The organism is Paenibacillus woosongensis (assembly GCF_030122845.1).
Classification (GTDB): Bacteria; Bacillota; Bacilli; order Paenibacillales; family Paenibacillaceae; genus Fontibacillus; species Fontibacillus woosongensis_A.
In genome coordinates, this window is record NZ_CP126084.1 from 3586028 (window position 1) to 3602297 (window position 16270).

15 protein-coding genes are annotated in these 16270 nt (G+C 51.0%); 5 read left to right on the plus strand and 10 right to left on the minus strand.

Annotated elements, in window-relative coordinates; genetic code table 11:
• Positions 1 to 26 precede the first annotated feature (26 nt).
• The 3 genes from QNH46_RS16570 to QNH46_RS16580 form a co-directional block, all read right to left on the minus strand.
• Entirely contained in the window at positions 27 to 860 is an 834-nt protein-coding gene (locus tag QNH46_RS16570) for a carbohydrate ABC transporter permease (protein ID WP_026342094.1), read from the minus strand.
• A gap of 2 nt (positions 861 to 862) precedes the next feature.
• Complete coding sequence (locus QNH46_RS16575; RefSeq protein ID WP_283925242.1) at positions 863 to 1738, minus strand: carbohydrate ABC transporter permease; 876 nt, start codon at positions 1736 to 1738, stop codon at positions 863 to 865.
• 107 nt (positions 1739 to 1845) lie between these two features.
• The gene (locus tag QNH46_RS16580; RefSeq protein WP_283925243.1) at positions 1846 to 3183 is read right to left on the minus strand and encodes an ABC transporter substrate-binding protein; all 1338 of its coding nucleotides are present in this window, start codon (positions 3181 to 3183) and stop codon (positions 1846 to 1848) included.
• 361 nt (positions 3184 to 3544) lie between these two features.
• Here QNH46_RS16580 and QNH46_RS16585 point away from each other — a divergent pair, with 361 nt between their 5' ends.
• From QNH46_RS16585 to QNH46_RS16600, 4 genes are all read left to right on the plus strand, one after another.
• Complete coding sequence (locus tag QNH46_RS16585; protein WP_283925244.1) at positions 3545 to 4579, plus strand: substrate-binding domain-containing protein; 1035 nt, start codon at positions 3545 to 3547, stop codon at positions 4577 to 4579.
• Positions 4580 to 4778: 199 nt separating this feature from the next.
• A complete protein-coding gene (locus QNH46_RS16590) occupies positions 4779 to 5732 on the plus strand; it encodes a glycoside hydrolase family 113 (protein ID WP_283925245.1) in 954 nt (317 codons plus the stop codon).
• A gap of 3 nt (positions 5733 to 5735) precedes the next feature.
• Complete coding sequence (locus QNH46_RS16595; RefSeq protein WP_283925246.1) at positions 5736 to 6947, plus strand: AGE family epimerase/isomerase; 1212 nt, start codon at positions 5736 to 5738, stop codon at positions 6945 to 6947.
• A 17-nt stretch (positions 6948 to 6964) separates the two neighbouring features.
• A complete protein-coding gene (locus QNH46_RS16600) occupies positions 6965 to 8152 on the plus strand; it encodes a glycoside hydrolase family 130 protein (protein WP_283925247.1) in 1188 nt (395 codons plus the stop codon).
• 90 nt (positions 8153 to 8242) lie between these two features.
• Here QNH46_RS16600 and QNH46_RS16605 read toward each other — a convergent pair whose 3' ends face one another.
• The 4 genes from QNH46_RS16605 to gpr form a co-directional block, all read right to left on the minus strand.
• A complete protein-coding gene (locus QNH46_RS16605; RefSeq protein ID WP_283925248.1) occupies positions 8243 to 9328 on the minus strand; it encodes a LacI family DNA-binding transcriptional regulator in 1086 nt (361 codons plus the stop codon).
• Positions 9329 to 9458: 130 nt separating this feature from the next.
• Positions 9459 to 9857, minus strand: a complete 399-nt coding sequence (locus tag QNH46_RS16610; RefSeq protein ID WP_283925249.1) for a hypothetical protein — start codon at positions 9855 to 9857, stop codon at positions 9459 to 9461.
• 23 nt (positions 9858 to 9880) lie between these two features.
• A complete protein-coding gene (locus QNH46_RS16615; RefSeq protein ID WP_283925250.1) occupies positions 9881 to 11173 on the minus strand; it encodes a stage II sporulation protein P in 1293 nt (430 codons plus the stop codon).
• 243 nt (positions 11174 to 11416) lie between these two features.
• Entirely contained in the window at positions 11417 to 12430 is a 1014-nt protein-coding gene (gpr, locus tag QNH46_RS16620) for a GPR endopeptidase (protein WP_283925251.1), read from the minus strand.
• Between the two features lie 171 nt (positions 12431 to 12601).
• On the opposite strand from gpr, the gene rpsT reads away from it, so the two are divergent.
• Positions 12602 to 12874, plus strand: a complete 273-nt coding sequence (rpsT, locus tag QNH46_RS16625; protein ID WP_283925252.1) for a 30S ribosomal protein S20 — start codon at positions 12602 to 12604, stop codon at positions 12872 to 12874.
• A 103-nt stretch (positions 12875 to 12977) separates the two neighbouring features.
• Here the strand turns inward: rpsT and holA are convergent, their stop codons facing one another.
• From holA to QNH46_RS16640, 3 genes are all read right to left on the minus strand, one after another.
• Positions 12978 to 13997 (minus strand): DNA polymerase III subunit delta, encoded by a 1020-nt coding sequence (gene holA, locus QNH46_RS16630; RefSeq protein WP_283925253.1) that lies wholly within the window; start codon positions 13995 to 13997, stop codon positions 12978 to 12980.
• A gap of 343 nt (positions 13998 to 14340) precedes the next feature.
• A complete protein-coding gene (locus tag QNH46_RS16635) occupies positions 14341 to 15570 on the minus strand; it encodes an anti-sigma factor family protein (protein ID WP_283925254.1) in 1230 nt (409 codons plus the stop codon).
• Positions 15567 to 16115, minus strand: coding sequence for an RNA polymerase sigma factor (locus QNH46_RS16640; protein WP_213590088.1), 549 nt, complete (start codon positions 16113 to 16115; stop codon positions 15567 to 15569). Before QNH46_RS16640 ends, QNH46_RS16635 begins: the two co-directional genes overlap by 4 nt.
• Between the last annotated feature and the right edge of the window lie 155 nt (positions 16116 to 16270).

Here is a 16270-nt window from a genome sequence, read left to right on the forward strand (position 1 = left end):
CTCCTTCCAATGCATTCATCTATGAATTATTTCACGGAACCCTGCGCAAAGCCGTTATAAATATATTTCTGCAGCGCGATAAACGCGACCAGAATAGGAATGATCGTAATCATGATCGCCGCGCAGATGACTTCCCACTGCGAACCGTATGGCCCCTTGAATTTGAACAAGGCGGTCGATATCACTTGCAGATTCTCGCCCGGCATGTAGAGAAACGGCGTATAGAAATCATTGTAAATGTTAACGCCCTTGACAATGATGACCGTCACGATCGCCGGAGCAAGCAGCGGAAGCACGATTTTGAAAAAAATCGTAATATAGGAGGCCCCGTCCAGCATCGCCGATTCATCCAGAGATTCCGAGATCGTGTCCAGAAATTGCAGAAAAATATAAACCGCGATAATATCCGTTCCCAAATAGAGAATAATCGGCGCAAAGCGGGTATTGACCAGGTCAAGCGTATCGATAATCCGGAACGTAGCCACCTGTGTCGTAACGCTGGGAATCAGCGTTGCCAAGAGGAAGGCCCCCATAAGCAGCTTGCTGCCCCGGAATTTAAAGCGGCTAAGCACATAAGCGATCATCGATCCAATCAGCGTGGCTCCTATAATGGAAATGGCGAGAATAAAAAGCGTATTGCCAAAGCCGAGCAGCATTTTCCCATCGACGAAAGCTTTCGTATAATTCGAGAAGTTCATCCAGTTTTGCGGCGGATCCAGCGGACTGGTCGCCCCGTATTCGGCATTTGTTTTCAAGGATGAGAAAAATACGACAATGATCGGAATGAGGGCCGCGAAGGCGCCTAGAATGAGCGTAATATATTTGAACGTACTGCCTGCCGCATATTTGAGTCTGTACACGATCAATCATCCCCCTTAATCAGAACCCGCTGAAGCAGCGTCACGAGAATGACGATGATAAGCAGCACGACAGCCATGGCCGAAGCAAGGCCTAGCTTGCTGTATTTAAATGCAACGTCAACCGTTTGAATAACAAAGGTATTACTTCCGTTGGAGCCCCCGGTCATAATATATGGAATATCGAAGGCGCTGATCGCGCCGCTAATAGCCAAAATTAAGTTGAGCTGCAAAATCCGCTTGATGCTGGGCAGAATGATATGCCTGAATTGATGCCAGCGATTTGCGCCGTCAATGTCAGCAGCCTCATAAATGTCCTTGCCGATGGAAGAAATCGCTCCAAGGAAAATAATGAAGTTGAAGCCCATGTACCTCCACAAGGATGCGCCTGCAAGCGAAATATTAATGATGTTCGGATTCAAAAGCCAACCCTGCGACAAATGCCCAAGCCCGATAACCTGAAGCAGCGTATCCAAGGTACCGTCCGGCCGAAAGAAGACGAGAAAAATAAATCCGATGGCGACCCCATTGAGCAGATAAGGGAAAAACAGCACCCCTTTAAAGAAATTTTTGAAGCGGACATTGAAACTAAGAATGGTAGCAAAGTACAAAGCCAATCCCATCTGCACGAAAGTCGCTCCGAAGTAGTAGAGACTGACCTTGAACACGGAAAAATACTTTGGGTTTGTAAAAATCGTTTGATAATTTTCAAATCCGACGTAATCGAAGCTTTTACTATAACCGTTCCAGTTCGTAAAGCTGTATTTGAACATGTTGAATACAGGGAGATAGGCAAACGTGAATAATAAGACGACCGGAATCAGCGAGAAAGCGATAATTATGATTCGTCTTTGCGTCTTGTAGCTTAGGTTTGCAAACACCACTCACACCTCCAGGCCTTGTCTCTGTCTTGATATGGTATAGAGAAGAAAAACGCGCAGAGGCGTTTTTCTTCGAATGGTTCCAACCCGCAAGATGTCCGGATCGTTTACTTCGTTACTTTTGCCCGGGATTTCACCCATGCATCGTTAAGCTCCTTCATGATGTCATCATAAGATTCCTTGCGGTTGCCAATGGCGGCTTCCACAATCCGTTTCTTGAAGTCAGGCTGCCAGAGGCCGATCTCGGCGTCCTTATCGATCTTGTCGACCCAGCCCTCCTGACCCGGCTGTGCCGGAGTCTGCAATTCAAATTTGATGTCCGTGCCTTCGAATTGCTTTAGCGTTTCTGGCAGCGGCGCACCGACGACAGGGCTCATGCCGCCGCCCTCTACAGTTGGATAACCCGATTTAGTAATAAACCAGTCCACCCAAGCTCTAGCCGCTTCCTTGTTCTTGCTATGTTTGCTGATCCCCAATGTATAGTCATCCGCAAGCGGCATAATGACTTCTTTGGCATTCGTCGGGAACGGCATGTAGGCAATATCGTCCGGATTGGCCGCCAGCTCCTGTACTTGTCCGATCGCCCATGAACCAAGCACCATCGCTCCGATTTTGCCGTTAGCCAGATCGGACTTGGACGCTTCCCAGTTCGTCGTCGTCGGATCCTTCTCGATTAAGCCCTGCGCCCCCGCGTCATACATCACTTTGTACAGCTCATAGTGAGGCTGTCCCGGCACAAAGTTATCATCCGTGTTCGGCTGAGTTACGTTGACGTAGTCCACATCGCCCGCCACGGTCGTAAGCACGGCTTCCCATTGGGTTAGCGGCCAGCCGTCGGCGTAGTTCGTATACAGCGGGATCGCGTCGCCCTTCTCTTTAATCGCTTTCAAAGCAGCCATGAACTCATCCGGAGTTCGTGGCGCCGTCGTCACGCCAGCTTCTGCAAATACCTTCTTGTTATATAGGACGCCGGAAAAGTTAACGGCAATCGGAATGCCGTACGCTTTGCCGTCAACCGCTCTTTCTTCAAGACCGATGTATTGCTTGCTCATTTCCTCCAAATCGCCAAGCGGTTCAAAAAACTGCGGCGTATCCTCGAGTGGAATGCTCGTCGGCAGCAGAAGAACATCCCCGTAATCATCGGAGCTCATCCGCACCGTGATTTGCCCTTCATAATCGGACAGAGCCTGGAAATTCACCTTGACATCGGGATATTCCTTGTTGAATTCTGCAGCATACTGCTTGAAAACCGTATCCACAATATCTGTTCTTTGCGTGATTACGGTAATTTCGCCTTTAACAGCGCCTCCTCCATCTGCCGAGCCGCCGTCACCGTTCGCCCCGCTGCCGGCTCCCCCGTCACCGCCATTGCCGCTACAGCCAGCCAGCATGCCAAGCACGAGCATTAAAGCCATTAACCCCAATACCAATTTGCTCTTCCTCACACTTGCAACCCCCTCTATAAAATTAGGTTATCGATAACTTACAATTCAGATGGTATACTGAATGCGCTTTCCCGTCAATCATTTAATTTCGCTTTTTTTGCTTCTATAGCGCTTAAGTCACATATATTCGCTGATACAGCAAAGCTTTTTGTCCCTTTGTCTTTTTTTCCAGAAAATCTTTTGCGGATATACTGAAACCCTTCATACTTTAGCATAAAATTAAAATATTAAGTTATCGATTAGCTAACTTTACAACTCTATTTAAACTTTTCTTTATCTTTAAAAAATATAAATGTATACTACCTGTAGGCTGTTGCATTAAAGTTATGGTTTTAGTATGACGCGAAAGCAGGTGATTTTCATGAAGAGCAACATTACAATGCGGGATATCGCGAATAAGCTCGGTGTCAGCAGTGTGACGGTATCCAAAGCACTTAACGATAAAGAAGGCGTTAGCGAGGAGCTTAAGCAGAAGATCAAAGCTTTGGCCGGGGAAATGGGCTACCGTTACAACTCTGCGGCCAAATCCATTAAAGACGGTTTATCGAAAAATATCGGCGTGCTTATTCCCGAGCGGTTCACCGGGATGTCCCACTCGTTCTATTTGCGCGTATATCAGCAAATTTCGCTGCTTCTGGATCAATACGGGTATTTTGGCATTCTAAATATTCTGAGCAACGAGGATGAGGAGCTGCTGAATTTCCCCCGGGTCTATAGCGAAAATAAGGTCGACGGCATCATCGTCCTTGGCCAAATCAGTAAAAAATATATCGAGACGGTCCAAAACATGGATCTGCCGAAAATATTTCTTGATTTCTATGACGAGCATGCCGATATCGATTCCATTGTTACCGACAACTTCTACGGGGCTTATGAGATGACGAATTATTTGATCCGCAACGGTCACCGCAGAATCGCCTATGTCGGGAATATTTATTCAACGAGCAGCATCCAGGACCGGTATCTCGGCTACTATAAATCCTTGCTGGAGCACGGGATGCAGCTGGATCACTCCTTGATATTGAGCGACCGGGACGATAAAGGGAAATTCATCGACATTGCGCTTCCGGACCCGCTGCCGACCGCCTTCGTCTGCAATTGCGACCAAATCGCTTATCTGCTGGTAGACAAGCTGAAGCTGAACGGTTACAGCATCCCTGAGGACTGCTCCGTCGTCGGCTTCGATAACGACATTTACGCCACTTTAACCTCGCCCCAGCTTACAACAGTCGAGGTCGACATCGAGCAAATGGCCAAATCGGCCGTGAAATTCATCATGGATAAAATCGAGAACCCGCACCGCAAGTTCGGACGCGTTATGGTGCAGGGCAATATTATATACCGGCAATCGGCCAGACAAATAGATGCCGAAGCCAGAGAGATTACCAGCACTTGACGCTGAACAAATCCGCCCCGGGGGCGGATTTTTTATTTTTGCCACAATTTGTGGTTGATTTATTTGACGAAAACATCTATAAACTAGTTATATAACATAATAAAAATTATAATAACAAATATAACAAAAGGCTTTATTATCTTTTCAAATCGATGGATTTGCACGTTCTACCACTTACTAACAAAGAGAGGCTGATACGATGAACAAGCCGGATTACATTGCCGGAATGACCTGGGGATTCATGGGCGTTCGCGGAACATGGGCAAATGATGAAGCCAAGTATTCTATGGAACAGATGACTGCCGCAACCGGTGCAAACTGGACGGCCATTGCCTTCTCGGCCATCCAGGCTACCGCTCATTCTACCGAAATTCCTTATTGGGACGCCCCAACGGTGACGGATGAGGAAGTAGAATGGGCCGTCAGGGAAGCAAAAAGCTTAGGATTGAACGTATGCCTGAAGCCGATCGTGAACTGCGCGGACGGCACCTGGCGGGCGCATATCAATTTTTTTGATAAAGATGTTCCTTGCGAGCCCAAATGGTCGGACTGGTTCCGCTCTTACAGCGCCTACATCCTTCACTTTGCCAAGATTGCCGAGGATACGGGCTGCGAAATGCTATGCATCGGCTGCGAAATGGTGCAAACGGATCGCCGGGAGGCCGAATGGCGGCAGTTGATTGCCGAAGTCCGTAAAGTATACACCGGACTGATTACCTATAATTGCGATAAATATCAAGAGGATAACGTCGGTTGGTGGGATGCGCTGGATATCATCTCTTCCAGCGGCTACTATCCGGCAAATGATTGGGAGAATCAGCTGAATCGCATCGAGAAGGTTGTTCAGGCATACGGCAAACCATTCTTCTTCATGGAAGCCGGCTGCCCGAGCCGCAGCGGCTCCGCCGCCATCCCTAACGACTGGACGCTTGCCGGTACAGCAGATCAGGATGAGCAGGTTAAATTCTATAAGGCAATGTTCAGCGCTTGCGACAGTCGGGAGTGGATCGGAGGCTTCATGCTGTGGGATTGGCCAGCAAAGCTCTATTCGCTTGATGAGGCGGCGGCGGATGACGGTTATTGCATTTATGGCAAAAAAGCCGAATCGGTTATTTTCGATTATTACACTTCCAAGACAAGAAATGGGGAATAAGCATTGAACAAGCAAGTAAATGCAGCCGCCTGGCTGGCGGAAATCGAAGACGAGCTGAACAATAACATTTTGCGCTTTTGGATGGAGCGTACTGTAGATGTGGATCATGGCGGATTCATTGGGGAAATGGATCATGCCGGAGCAATCCGCCCTCAGGCTGCAAAAAGCCTTGTCCTGAATGCACGCATCCTCTGGACATTCTCGGCAGCCCATCGCGTTTATCCGGATGCCGGATACTTGCGCATCGCCGACAGAGCGTACAGCTATCTGCAGGACAAATTCATGGACCATGAATTCGGGGGGCTGTACTGGATGGTCGATTACACCGGCCAGCCGATTCAAGACAAAAAACAGGTATACGGCCAAGCCTTCGTCATTTACGCGCTGTCGGAATACCATCTGGCCTCAGGGCGTCCCGAGCCAGTGCAGCAGGCCATTCGGCTGTTTGAACTGCTGGAAAAGCACAGCTACGATTCCATCCATCAAGGCTATATCGAGGCTCTCGCCCGCGATTGGCAGGTTACCGATGATCTGACCTTAAGCAACAAGGATCTGAACGAGAAAAAGTCGATGAACACCCATCTGCACGTGCTCGAGGCCTACACCAATCTGTACCGGGTATGGCAATCGGAAACACTGGCACAGAAGCTCAAGGAGCTGATCCACGTCACGCTGGATCACATCGTCAATGCGGAAAATGCGCATTTTCACCTGTTCTTCGACGAAGAGTGGAATGTAAAAAGCACGCATATTTCCTACGGCCATGATATCGAAGGCAGCTGGCTGCTCGTGGAAGCGGCAGAAGTGCTGGAACATGACCGCGCCCTGCTGGAGCGAGTCAAGCAAACGGCCATCGCCATGGCCGAGGCGACGCTTGCCGAAGGCGTAGATCAAGACGGCGGACTATGGAATGAAGCCGATGAGCAAGGGCTGACGGATACCAACAAGGATTGGTGGCCGCAGGCGGAAGCCATGGTCGGCTTCTATAATGCCTGCCAGCTTACCGGAGACAAGAAATTCATGGCGGCAGCCCAAGATTCCTGGCAATTCATTCGCCGATTCATCTCCGACCCCGTGCATGGCGAGTGGCACTGGGCCGTACACCAGGATGGCACTCCCATTAAGACGGAGCCCAAAGTGAGCGCCTGGAAATGTCCTTATCATAACGGAAGAGCTTGCCTGGAAATGATCTCCCGTTTGGATGCACTAATTTGAAAATGGAGGCAATTCGTATGAACATTCAATTTGCGGAAAGAAAAGCAGCATTAACTAAGAAGTATGAATCTCTGATCGCCCGTCCCAACGAGAAACTTCCGTTCGGCAACGGCATTTATGACCGCTATCGCTATCCGGTGCTTACTGCCGAGCATGCGCCCTTGATTTGGAAATATGATTTCAACCCGGAAACGAACCCGTTTTTCGCGGAAAGGCTTGGCGTTAACGGCGTTTTTAACCCGGGAGCCATCGAGCTTAACGGCATATTTTATCTGGTCGCCCGGGTAGAGGGAGTCGACCGCAAATCCTTTTTCGCCGTCGCCGAGAGCGAAAGCGGCATTGAGGGCTTCCGGTTCTGGGATCATCCAGTCGTCCTCCCGGAAACCGGAGATCCCGATGTCAACGTCTATGACATGCGTCTCGTGAAGCACGAGGACGGCTGGATATACGGCCTGTTCTGCACGGAGCGTAAAGACCCGAATGCGCCCAAAGGAGATTTGTCCAGCGCGATCGCCCAATGCGGCATTGCCCGCACGAAAGACCTCGTGACCTGGGAGCGTCTGGCGGATTTAAAGACGAAATCGCCGCAGCAGCGGAACGTAGTGCTGCATCCCGAGTTCATCGACGGCAAATATGCCTTCTATACCCGCCCGCAGGATGGATTCATCGACGCCGGCTCCGGCGGCGGAATCGGCTGGGGACTGTCTGCATCGATCGAGCAGGCTGTCATCGATGAGGAGATTATCGTCGATGAACGGCAGTATCATACCATTAAAGAAGTGAAGAACGGCCAGGGACCCGCCCCGATCCGCACGGATGCCGGGTGGCTCCATATTGCGCACGGGGTGCGAAATACAGCAGCGGGACTAAGATATGTGCTGTACGCATTCGTTACCGATTTGCAACAGCCGTACCGCATCACGCACAGCCCAGGCGGACACCTGATTGCCCCGGATGGCGAAGAGCGGGTCGGCGACGTCTCCAATGTTGTATTTTGCAACGGAGTAATCGCCCGTGAGAACGGGGAAGTGTATATTTACTATGCCTCCTCCGATACACGCATCCATGTGGCTACGACCACGGTCGGGCAATTGGTCGATTACGCGCTTCATACGCCGGAAGACCCGCTTCGTTCTTATGCATGCGTCAAACAAAGAATCGGGCTTATCGATCGCAATATTCGTTTCATGGCTGAAAACGTATAAATTCTATCATCATAATTAACAGCAGAAACCTCGCCCTGCGGCGAGGTTTCTCTTATTTTGCCCGAGTCCTTGCAGGCTCTAACTTACTGTTCAAATGGATGCATGCGCTGCTGCTCCTGGCTTCGAGGCTGATTGCCGGTACAGCAGCTCTACCGAAATAAGCCACTTCTCCACCGCCCTGTTCGAATCGGCCAGCCGGTCCAGCAGCTTCGTGACCGCGCGTCTGCCAAGCTGCTCCTTCGGAACACTCACCGTCGTAATCGCAGGCTCAAAGCGGGCGGCATCGTCAATATTGTCAAAGCCCGTAACGGTAATATCCTCCGGCACGCGAATGTCCAGCTCCCTCAGGATGCCAATGGTATGCAGCGCAATCGAGTCGTTCGCACACACCAATGCGGTTGGCAAAGCCGCCGGCTTGGACTGCTTTCTGGCCTGCAGCCATTCCTTCAACCCCGGGCCGAATCCGCCGGTCTCCACGCTGTCCAAAAATAGCATCGGGTCGTTATGCGTCTGCACATCAAGACCATTCTCCTCCAAAGCGCTGCGGAAACCGATCCATCTGTCGCGAAAGCTTCTGGAGAAATTCAAATTGCCGAGAAAATGCAGCTGCCGATGGCCAAGCCCAATCAAATGGTTCGCCATCCGGTAGGTCCCATCGACGTTGTTCGCAAAAATTGAATCCGCGGGAATCAAATTATCCTCATGGTCGACAAGCACCATCGGCAAGCCGGTGCGATGGACTTCCAGCAGCAGGCTCGTGGCGATTTGGCCTACGCCAATCATCCCGAGAATGCCTTCAGGGTTGATGATATTCATCATTACTTCCGTTCTCGGCTCGGAAACGATGATCATGCCAAGGTTCTGTTCCTCAAGCTCGTCCGAAATCCCCTCCAATACTTTGCCCCAATACAGGGATTCCTTGTTCTGCGAGCGGATATTCGGCATCAGCACGAGTACCGATTGCTTCCCCGGGGGAATGACCGCCGTTCCCATGGCCGGCCTAACGTTCTTAACATAGCCGTTCTTTTGATTGAAATAACCGAGCTGCGACGCGGCCTGAATCACCCGCTCCTTCGTCATTTCGTTAACGCCTCCCTTGCCGGACAAAGCTTTGGAGACGACAAACTTGGATACGCCGAGATGATCGGCGATTTGCTGCATCGTTACCTTCTTCAATGGATACTACCTCCGGACATACACCCTTATAGTGAAATCGCTTTGTTATATAATTCAATAACAAATATAACTTCATTATAACAAATTTATCCCTGCCCATGCATTGGTGTGTGTCCGATATATTCATGATTTAATCGCCGGAATTAAACAATGAGGCTACCCAGTAAATGCTTCGCTGTGAAACCTGCTGCAGCAAGTTCGCTGCCTTATCGGCGAAGCGGTCTACCGGCGCTTGCTCGGGCGCGGGCAGCAGCAGGCTGTCCGGAGTTTGCAGACGCTCCGGTATTTCAGGGAGGGGAGCATCCGCCCTTGATGGCTCATTGTCCTGGGGGCGCCTCTCCCAAAGTGCTTCCCGGTCAGCCTGAACCCGCCCGGTTTTTACATCAACTTGGTCATACTGCCGGCCGCTTACGGCAGAGACAGGACTGTATATGCGGTTCGTCCCCGTCTCCGCCAGCTGCATGCCAAAGGTTATGCCCGCTACGAGCAGCAATCCGTAGAACAATGCTTTTCTCGTCGTACGTGACAATGATATCCCCCCCTTACTATTTCTCAGCCTGCAGGATGTTTCGACGCGACCTGCTTCTGCCCGTCCTTCTGCGGCGGCTGTCCCTTTGTCAGCGAGCCGGCCTTCTCCGCTTCCTGGCCTTCCCAATAAATATCCGCGATGATCCCGGCCAGCACGCCGGCGGTTCGCTCCAGTTCCTCCCGGGTGTTGTCGATCCCGCCAATTTCGATTAGTACGCTTTGCGGCGAAAGCGACTGATTGTATTCCCCGTTCCCTTGGGAAGAAGTCTTGCCCCATATCCCCCTGGATATTCCGGGATAGGACTTCTCAAGACGCTCGTGGATCGAGCTGGCAAAAGCCTCGTTTTTCCGCCAATTTTCGTTCCCATGTCCGATAATGAAATAAACCTGCGCGTAAGACACCCCGTCGATCGTCGTTGTCGTTTTATCATGCCGCTGCGAATCCCGGTGGATATCGATAAAATATTGCAGCTGCCCGTTTTGGGACATGGCTTCCTTGACGGTCTGCCTCGAGTATTTATAAGAGTAGTTATAACTGTAATTTTGCACGGTTGCCGCGTAGTTCTCATAAGCATGGAGCGTAGCCACGCCCTTGCGTTCCAGCGCCTTGGCCAGTGCGTCTCCGACCAGGCCTACGTTCATCATCTCTTTAGATGAACTCGGATTGGTTGAATCTATGCCAAGAACCGGGTTAAACGATTCCTGCGGGTGTGAATGATAGACCATGACGATATTTTTATGGCCTGGCTGAATCGGCGGCTCGTCCTCCCCCTTACCGTCCGCTTCAGGGGCTGACGGCTGAACCGGCTCCGCATCGGGCTCCTGACCGTGATCGGGCTCGGGATGATCCGGGCTGCTCCCGTCCGCGCCTACCCCTGGCCGATAATCCTCCGGTGCCTGCACCGTCTTATTCCCCGACCCTGTGCGCAGCAGTATCGGACTATCTGCGCCGAGGCCTGGGACTTCGCGGGCTACCAGGCTCTTGGGATCGGACGGATTCACATCCGTCAGCAGCTGGACTACGAAGTTTGTCATCTGTTTACCCGAAAATGAGCTCATTTCTTTTTCTGGCACCATATGAGGCAATTCCATGCCCACCATACTGATAAAAAACCGGCTTGATAACGAAGAAGCCAGTCCTTTCATGGATGAGACCGGAGAAGTATTCAGCTGTTTTTCCGCAATTCCCCCTACGCCAAGCAGCAGGAAGAAAATGACCGATAACACCGACAGCAGCAGAAATGTCTGTCCCATAGCAAGCATGCGCATCAGATTGTGTCGCATTAGGCCGACATTCCAAGTTCTAAACCATCTCATTTTGTGAAGCCCTCCTTTAGCCGAAACCACTTTCTATACTCCAAATCTATGAACCTATCCCGGCAAGTAGAACCCTTACTCTCACAAAAAAATAAAGTCCGCTAGATTGCGAACTTCATAGGATCGATTAGAACCGGACACTAAAGGAAACCCCATTTGAAAGGAACCGGCCATCCGCCCATGAACGGGCGGATTTCGATCCGTCTTCCAAATGAAGCATCTCCCTTTACGGCGTATCAGCTTTTAATGAGTATGTGCAGCGACATTATCCTTGTCAACGGCCTGATGCAAGGAAATATTCAGTCCGGTGGCAATAACGTTGGCGATGTCCTCGATAAACTCATCAATTTCCTTTGGCGTCACAATGAGATCATGGCCCAAAGGTTCAAGCACCTCTTTGACTAATCCCAATCGCTCGCCTTCGTTAAGCTCTGTCAGCAGCCCCATGATCCGCTTGGTGTTGCTCTGTTCGCTTCCATTCTCTGCGTTGAAATGGGACATCATCATATCGAGCGCGTTATTGACGATCGTCGACGCATAGCATACGGTTGGAACCCCAATCGCAATGCAGGGAACGCCGAGAATTTCCTTCGTCAGCCCTTTGCGTTTATTGCCGATGCCCGAGCCCGGATGAATGCCGATATCGGCGATTTGAATCGTCGTGTTGACCCGCTCCAGGGAACGGGAAGCCAGCGCATCAATGGCGATGATCACGTCGGGTTTCGTACGGTCGACGATCCCTTGTACGACTTCGCTGGATTCAATTCCCGTGATGCCCAGCACGCCCGGAGCGATCGCACTGACCTCGCGGTACCCTGGGGCCACCTGGTCTGGCGTCAGCTCGAAATAATGCCGGGTCACGATGACATTCTCCACAACCAGTGGTCCGAGCGCGTCGGGCGTAACGTTCCAGTTGCCCAGCCCCACAATGAGGATCGTAGCACCGGGGCCGATACCGATTTTACTCAAAAAGACGATGAATTCCTTGGCAAAAGCGGCGGACACCCTTTCCTGCAGCTCGCTGTCATGACTGCGCAGACCGGGAACCTCCAGGGTAACGTAATGGCCGACCAGCCGGCCGATTTGGCGTGAAGCCCGCTCGTCCTTCACGTCCAGACGAGTGATTTTAATCCCGTTTTGCTCTTCAACTTCTTCATGAATCCCGGTCACCGGCCCGCCGTGAACCGACTCCGCAAGCTCTTTAGACTCTACTGCCAAATCCGTACGAACCGAATATTTCCGTAAATCCAGATTCATCTGAGGAAGACCTCCCTTTTACGTTATCATCTTATATTGTGCGGGAGGATATAGACATTATGCAGGTCTTTTCTTTACAATGAATTTATTGCATTTTGCCTTACTGCGTGATAAAATATTTTAAGTTGTGAATCATCTGGGATGATATTTGCTTTACAGGAGGTGAATGCAATGCCAAACATTAAATCCGCTATCAAACGCGTAAAAACTAACGACAAACGCCGTGCTTTGAACGCTTCGCAAAAGTCCGCTTTGCGTACTGCTGTTAAAGCTGCCGACACTGCGCTGGCCAACAATGAAGTAGAAGTAGCTAAAACAGCTTTCGCTGCAGCTGCTAAGAAATTGGACAAAGCCGTTACTAAAGGCTTGATCCACAAGAACGCTGCTGCCCGCAAGAAATCCCGCTTGGCTAAAAAATTGAACGCCCTTACGTCCCAAGCGTAAGCGCCGTTATTTATAAACTTAAGCTCAAAAAGACCTGAACATCACTGTTCAGGTCTTTTTGGTACTGCTTTATAAGATAAGATGGTTCCCAACATTTGCTCCATTATGCACCCAGACGCAGCAAAAACAGCTCGATCCCGAGCACCTTGTCGATCCCCCCGCTCTTCATTTGGTGATCCAGCTGCGCTAGCTCGGACAATACCTGGCGCAGCTTGGCCGTCTCAAACCTCCGGGCCTGCTCGCCGGCGATTTTCACCGCATAAGGATGGAGCCCCAGCTGCGAAGCCATTTGCTGCTGGGAATAGCTCTGCCGCCCGAGTTCTTTTACCTGCAGCATAATCCGAAATTGACGGGCAATGAGCGCCGCGATTTTGATCGGTTCCTCACGCTGCTTCAGCAGCTCATAAAAGATGTCCAGCGCCTGCTCGAGCTTGAGACCCGCAATGCATTCCACCATGGCGAATACGTTTTGCTCCGTCGTACGCGCTACCAGCTGCGCTATGGCGGACTCATCGATAACGCCGCCGTTCCCCGCATACAGACACAGCTTGTCCAGTTCTACGGCCAATGCAGCCATTTGCACGCCACTGGCTGCGATTAGCGCATCAGCCGTCTCCCGGCTCATGGCGCAGCCTCGCTTCTCCGCCTGCTTGACCGCCCATGCCGCCAGTTCTCCGCTGCCCATTGGCATAAACGAGAGCACCGTACCCGCCGCCTTGATCGCCTTGACGATCTTCTTGCGCTCATCGAGCTTCTCGCCTTGAACGACGAAGACAAGCACGCTGTGCTCGGCTGGATTCGCCATGTATGCTGTTAAAGAATCCAGCCTGTGCTCCACCTTGCCCCCGTCCTTACCCGCCGTGAATACAGAAGCGTCCTTGACCACGATCAGCTTCCGTGGTACCAGAAACGGCAAAGTCTCCGCTTCTTCGATGACCGCTTCAATCGGCGTTTCGCTCAAATCAAAGGCAGCCATAGCAAAATCGCGCTGCTCCTCATCGACGACATGCTTCTCAAGCAAAGCGATGAATTCGTTGATTTGGTATTTTTCCGTCCCATAACATACATATAAAGGGGAGACTCGCCCCTGTTTTATATCCTTGATCGCCGTTTTGATATCCACTCGGCTTCCCCTCTCATCTCACCAATAGTCCCTGGCAGGCAATATTTCTATATTCGCTCCTGCCATTTATGCATTCGTAATACTATGATACTGTGAAATCCAGGTTTCGTCCAAACGCATTTGCCGAACCCCGGACTTACAGGGGCGTTTCCGCCGGCATAGACAAACAAAGGGACCTCCACCGTCAGGCGAACAGGTCCCTTTGTCCCGAAGCATCTATATAAACGCGGGCTGAAAAGCTCTAGAAACTTTCCCGCCGGCGGTCATACGACGTTCAGGGCTGATTCTTTTTATGTCTCTTATATTTATAACCTATTCCATATCTCTTCAAATCGTGCTGCTCTTATTTATTTTGGGAAGAATTTTCCGCATCCGCCGCTTTAACCTGTACGGTATGCTTTACAACGCTGCCGTCCACATCCGTCTCATAGGTAAACCTCGTGCCGTCGCCGGACCATTCGCCTTTAAGCCATGTGCCGCTAACCTGTTCTTCCTTCACGAGGACGTACTCCTCAGCATTAACCTGGTAAATGGACAGATGATTCCCCATCAGGACAGCCTGGTACGCTCCATCGGGAGAACCCCATTCTTCCGGTATAGCAGCAATGCCGTATGAAGTAGCCGGAGCTTGCCGATCTGGCGAAGACCCCTGCATGTCAGGTGCCATTGGAGCCATTTCCATCCGCTGATCTGCCACATCCCCATGATTCGCAGGACTGCCTGCAGCCGGCGCTCCTTCGTCCGGATCCCCCTCGGCTGCTCCGTTATGCTGTACAGAGCGACTGTCAGGGCCGCCCGAATAATCAGCCGTCGGACGACCGGCATCCCCGCCGAATCCCATATTTGCATCTGTGTTGGCTCCGGAGGAAGCATCCTTATTTCCCCCATCGTTCTTCAAATCGGCTCTCTTCTCTGGAGCTTCTGCTCCTGGCGAAGAAGGCTGACCGTCACGGGTAAGGGAGTCCGCGTCTCCCGCACTGTCCGGGCTTGCTTTTTGAGCTGCATCTGGATTCTCGGCCGCTTCTGGGGATGCTTGGTTCTCGGCTTCCTCCGAGCTCTGCGCCGCAAACGGATCGGCTGAAAACGGTTGATTCAAGGATTCCGCGCTATGGTTAGCCGTCGATACATCCGCGTTGGGAATCGTTCGCGGCTCATATTGCGTGATGAAAATACCCAATATGACCGCCGCTGCAACCGTGCCGAAAATTCCCGTCCGGAATCTGCGGCTGCGCTGCGCCGCCTTGCTATCGCTTCTGCTGCGCAGGCTGCTCGGGCTGGCCGCCACCGACGCGGCTACCGATCCGAGAATGCCATCGTCCTCCACCGCGCTCCCCTCTTCAAGGCGGGCCCGGTCAATCTCGTCCAACTGCGGCATGATCCGGTCAACAAGGCTAAAGCGCGGGGTTACATCCGGAAGCTCGCTAAGTTTCGCCGACAACTCGTTCAGAAGCTCAAATTCCTCGGCACAATCACTGCATTCACGAATATGCTCGAATAGCAAAGAGGTTTCCTCGTCATTTAAATCATGGTCGATATACCGGTGCATCCATTCCACCACCTCCGCACACTTCATCCTGATACACCACCTTTCTGATAATCTTGGAGTAAATGCTGAAGCTGCTGCCTTGCCCTGAATAAATACGATTTCACCGTATTCAGCGGCAAATTCAAGCTATCAGCGATTTCGTTATACGAAAAATCCTGCAAATACCGCAGCACCACAACGGAACGATGGTGCTCGGGAAGCTGATCGATCGCTTCGCGGATATCCTGCGCAATATAACCGGACATCACTTCACGCTCGACATTATCCTTGCCTTCGAACACGATCTCGTGCTCTTCGATCGATACCGTTGGTTTTTTTCTGCGAAACTTGTCGATGCAGATATTTGTCACAATCCGCTGCACCCAGGTTTTGAATTGGGCCTTTTCCTCATAAGTATCGATTTTCGTATAAATCCGGATCAGCGCTTCCTGGGCTGCGTCATGCGCATCCTGTTCATCATTTAAAATATAATAGGCTGTGCGGTATACTTGATTTTCTATTTCTCGCAATAGGGTGATTAGAGCGTCGCGATCGCCCGTTTGAGCGGCTCTGATGAGTTCCTGCTCCACCACAAAGGCTCCCCCTTCCTTGCAACCTTACAGACGATATCGACAGGCGATATGTTGCAATGTTGTTACTATTTTTGTTAGAAATTTTTAGTAGTAAAGTCTTACGTTATCCTATAAAAGCCTGAATCTCACCTAAGAATACCAGAAAAAGCGAAGCC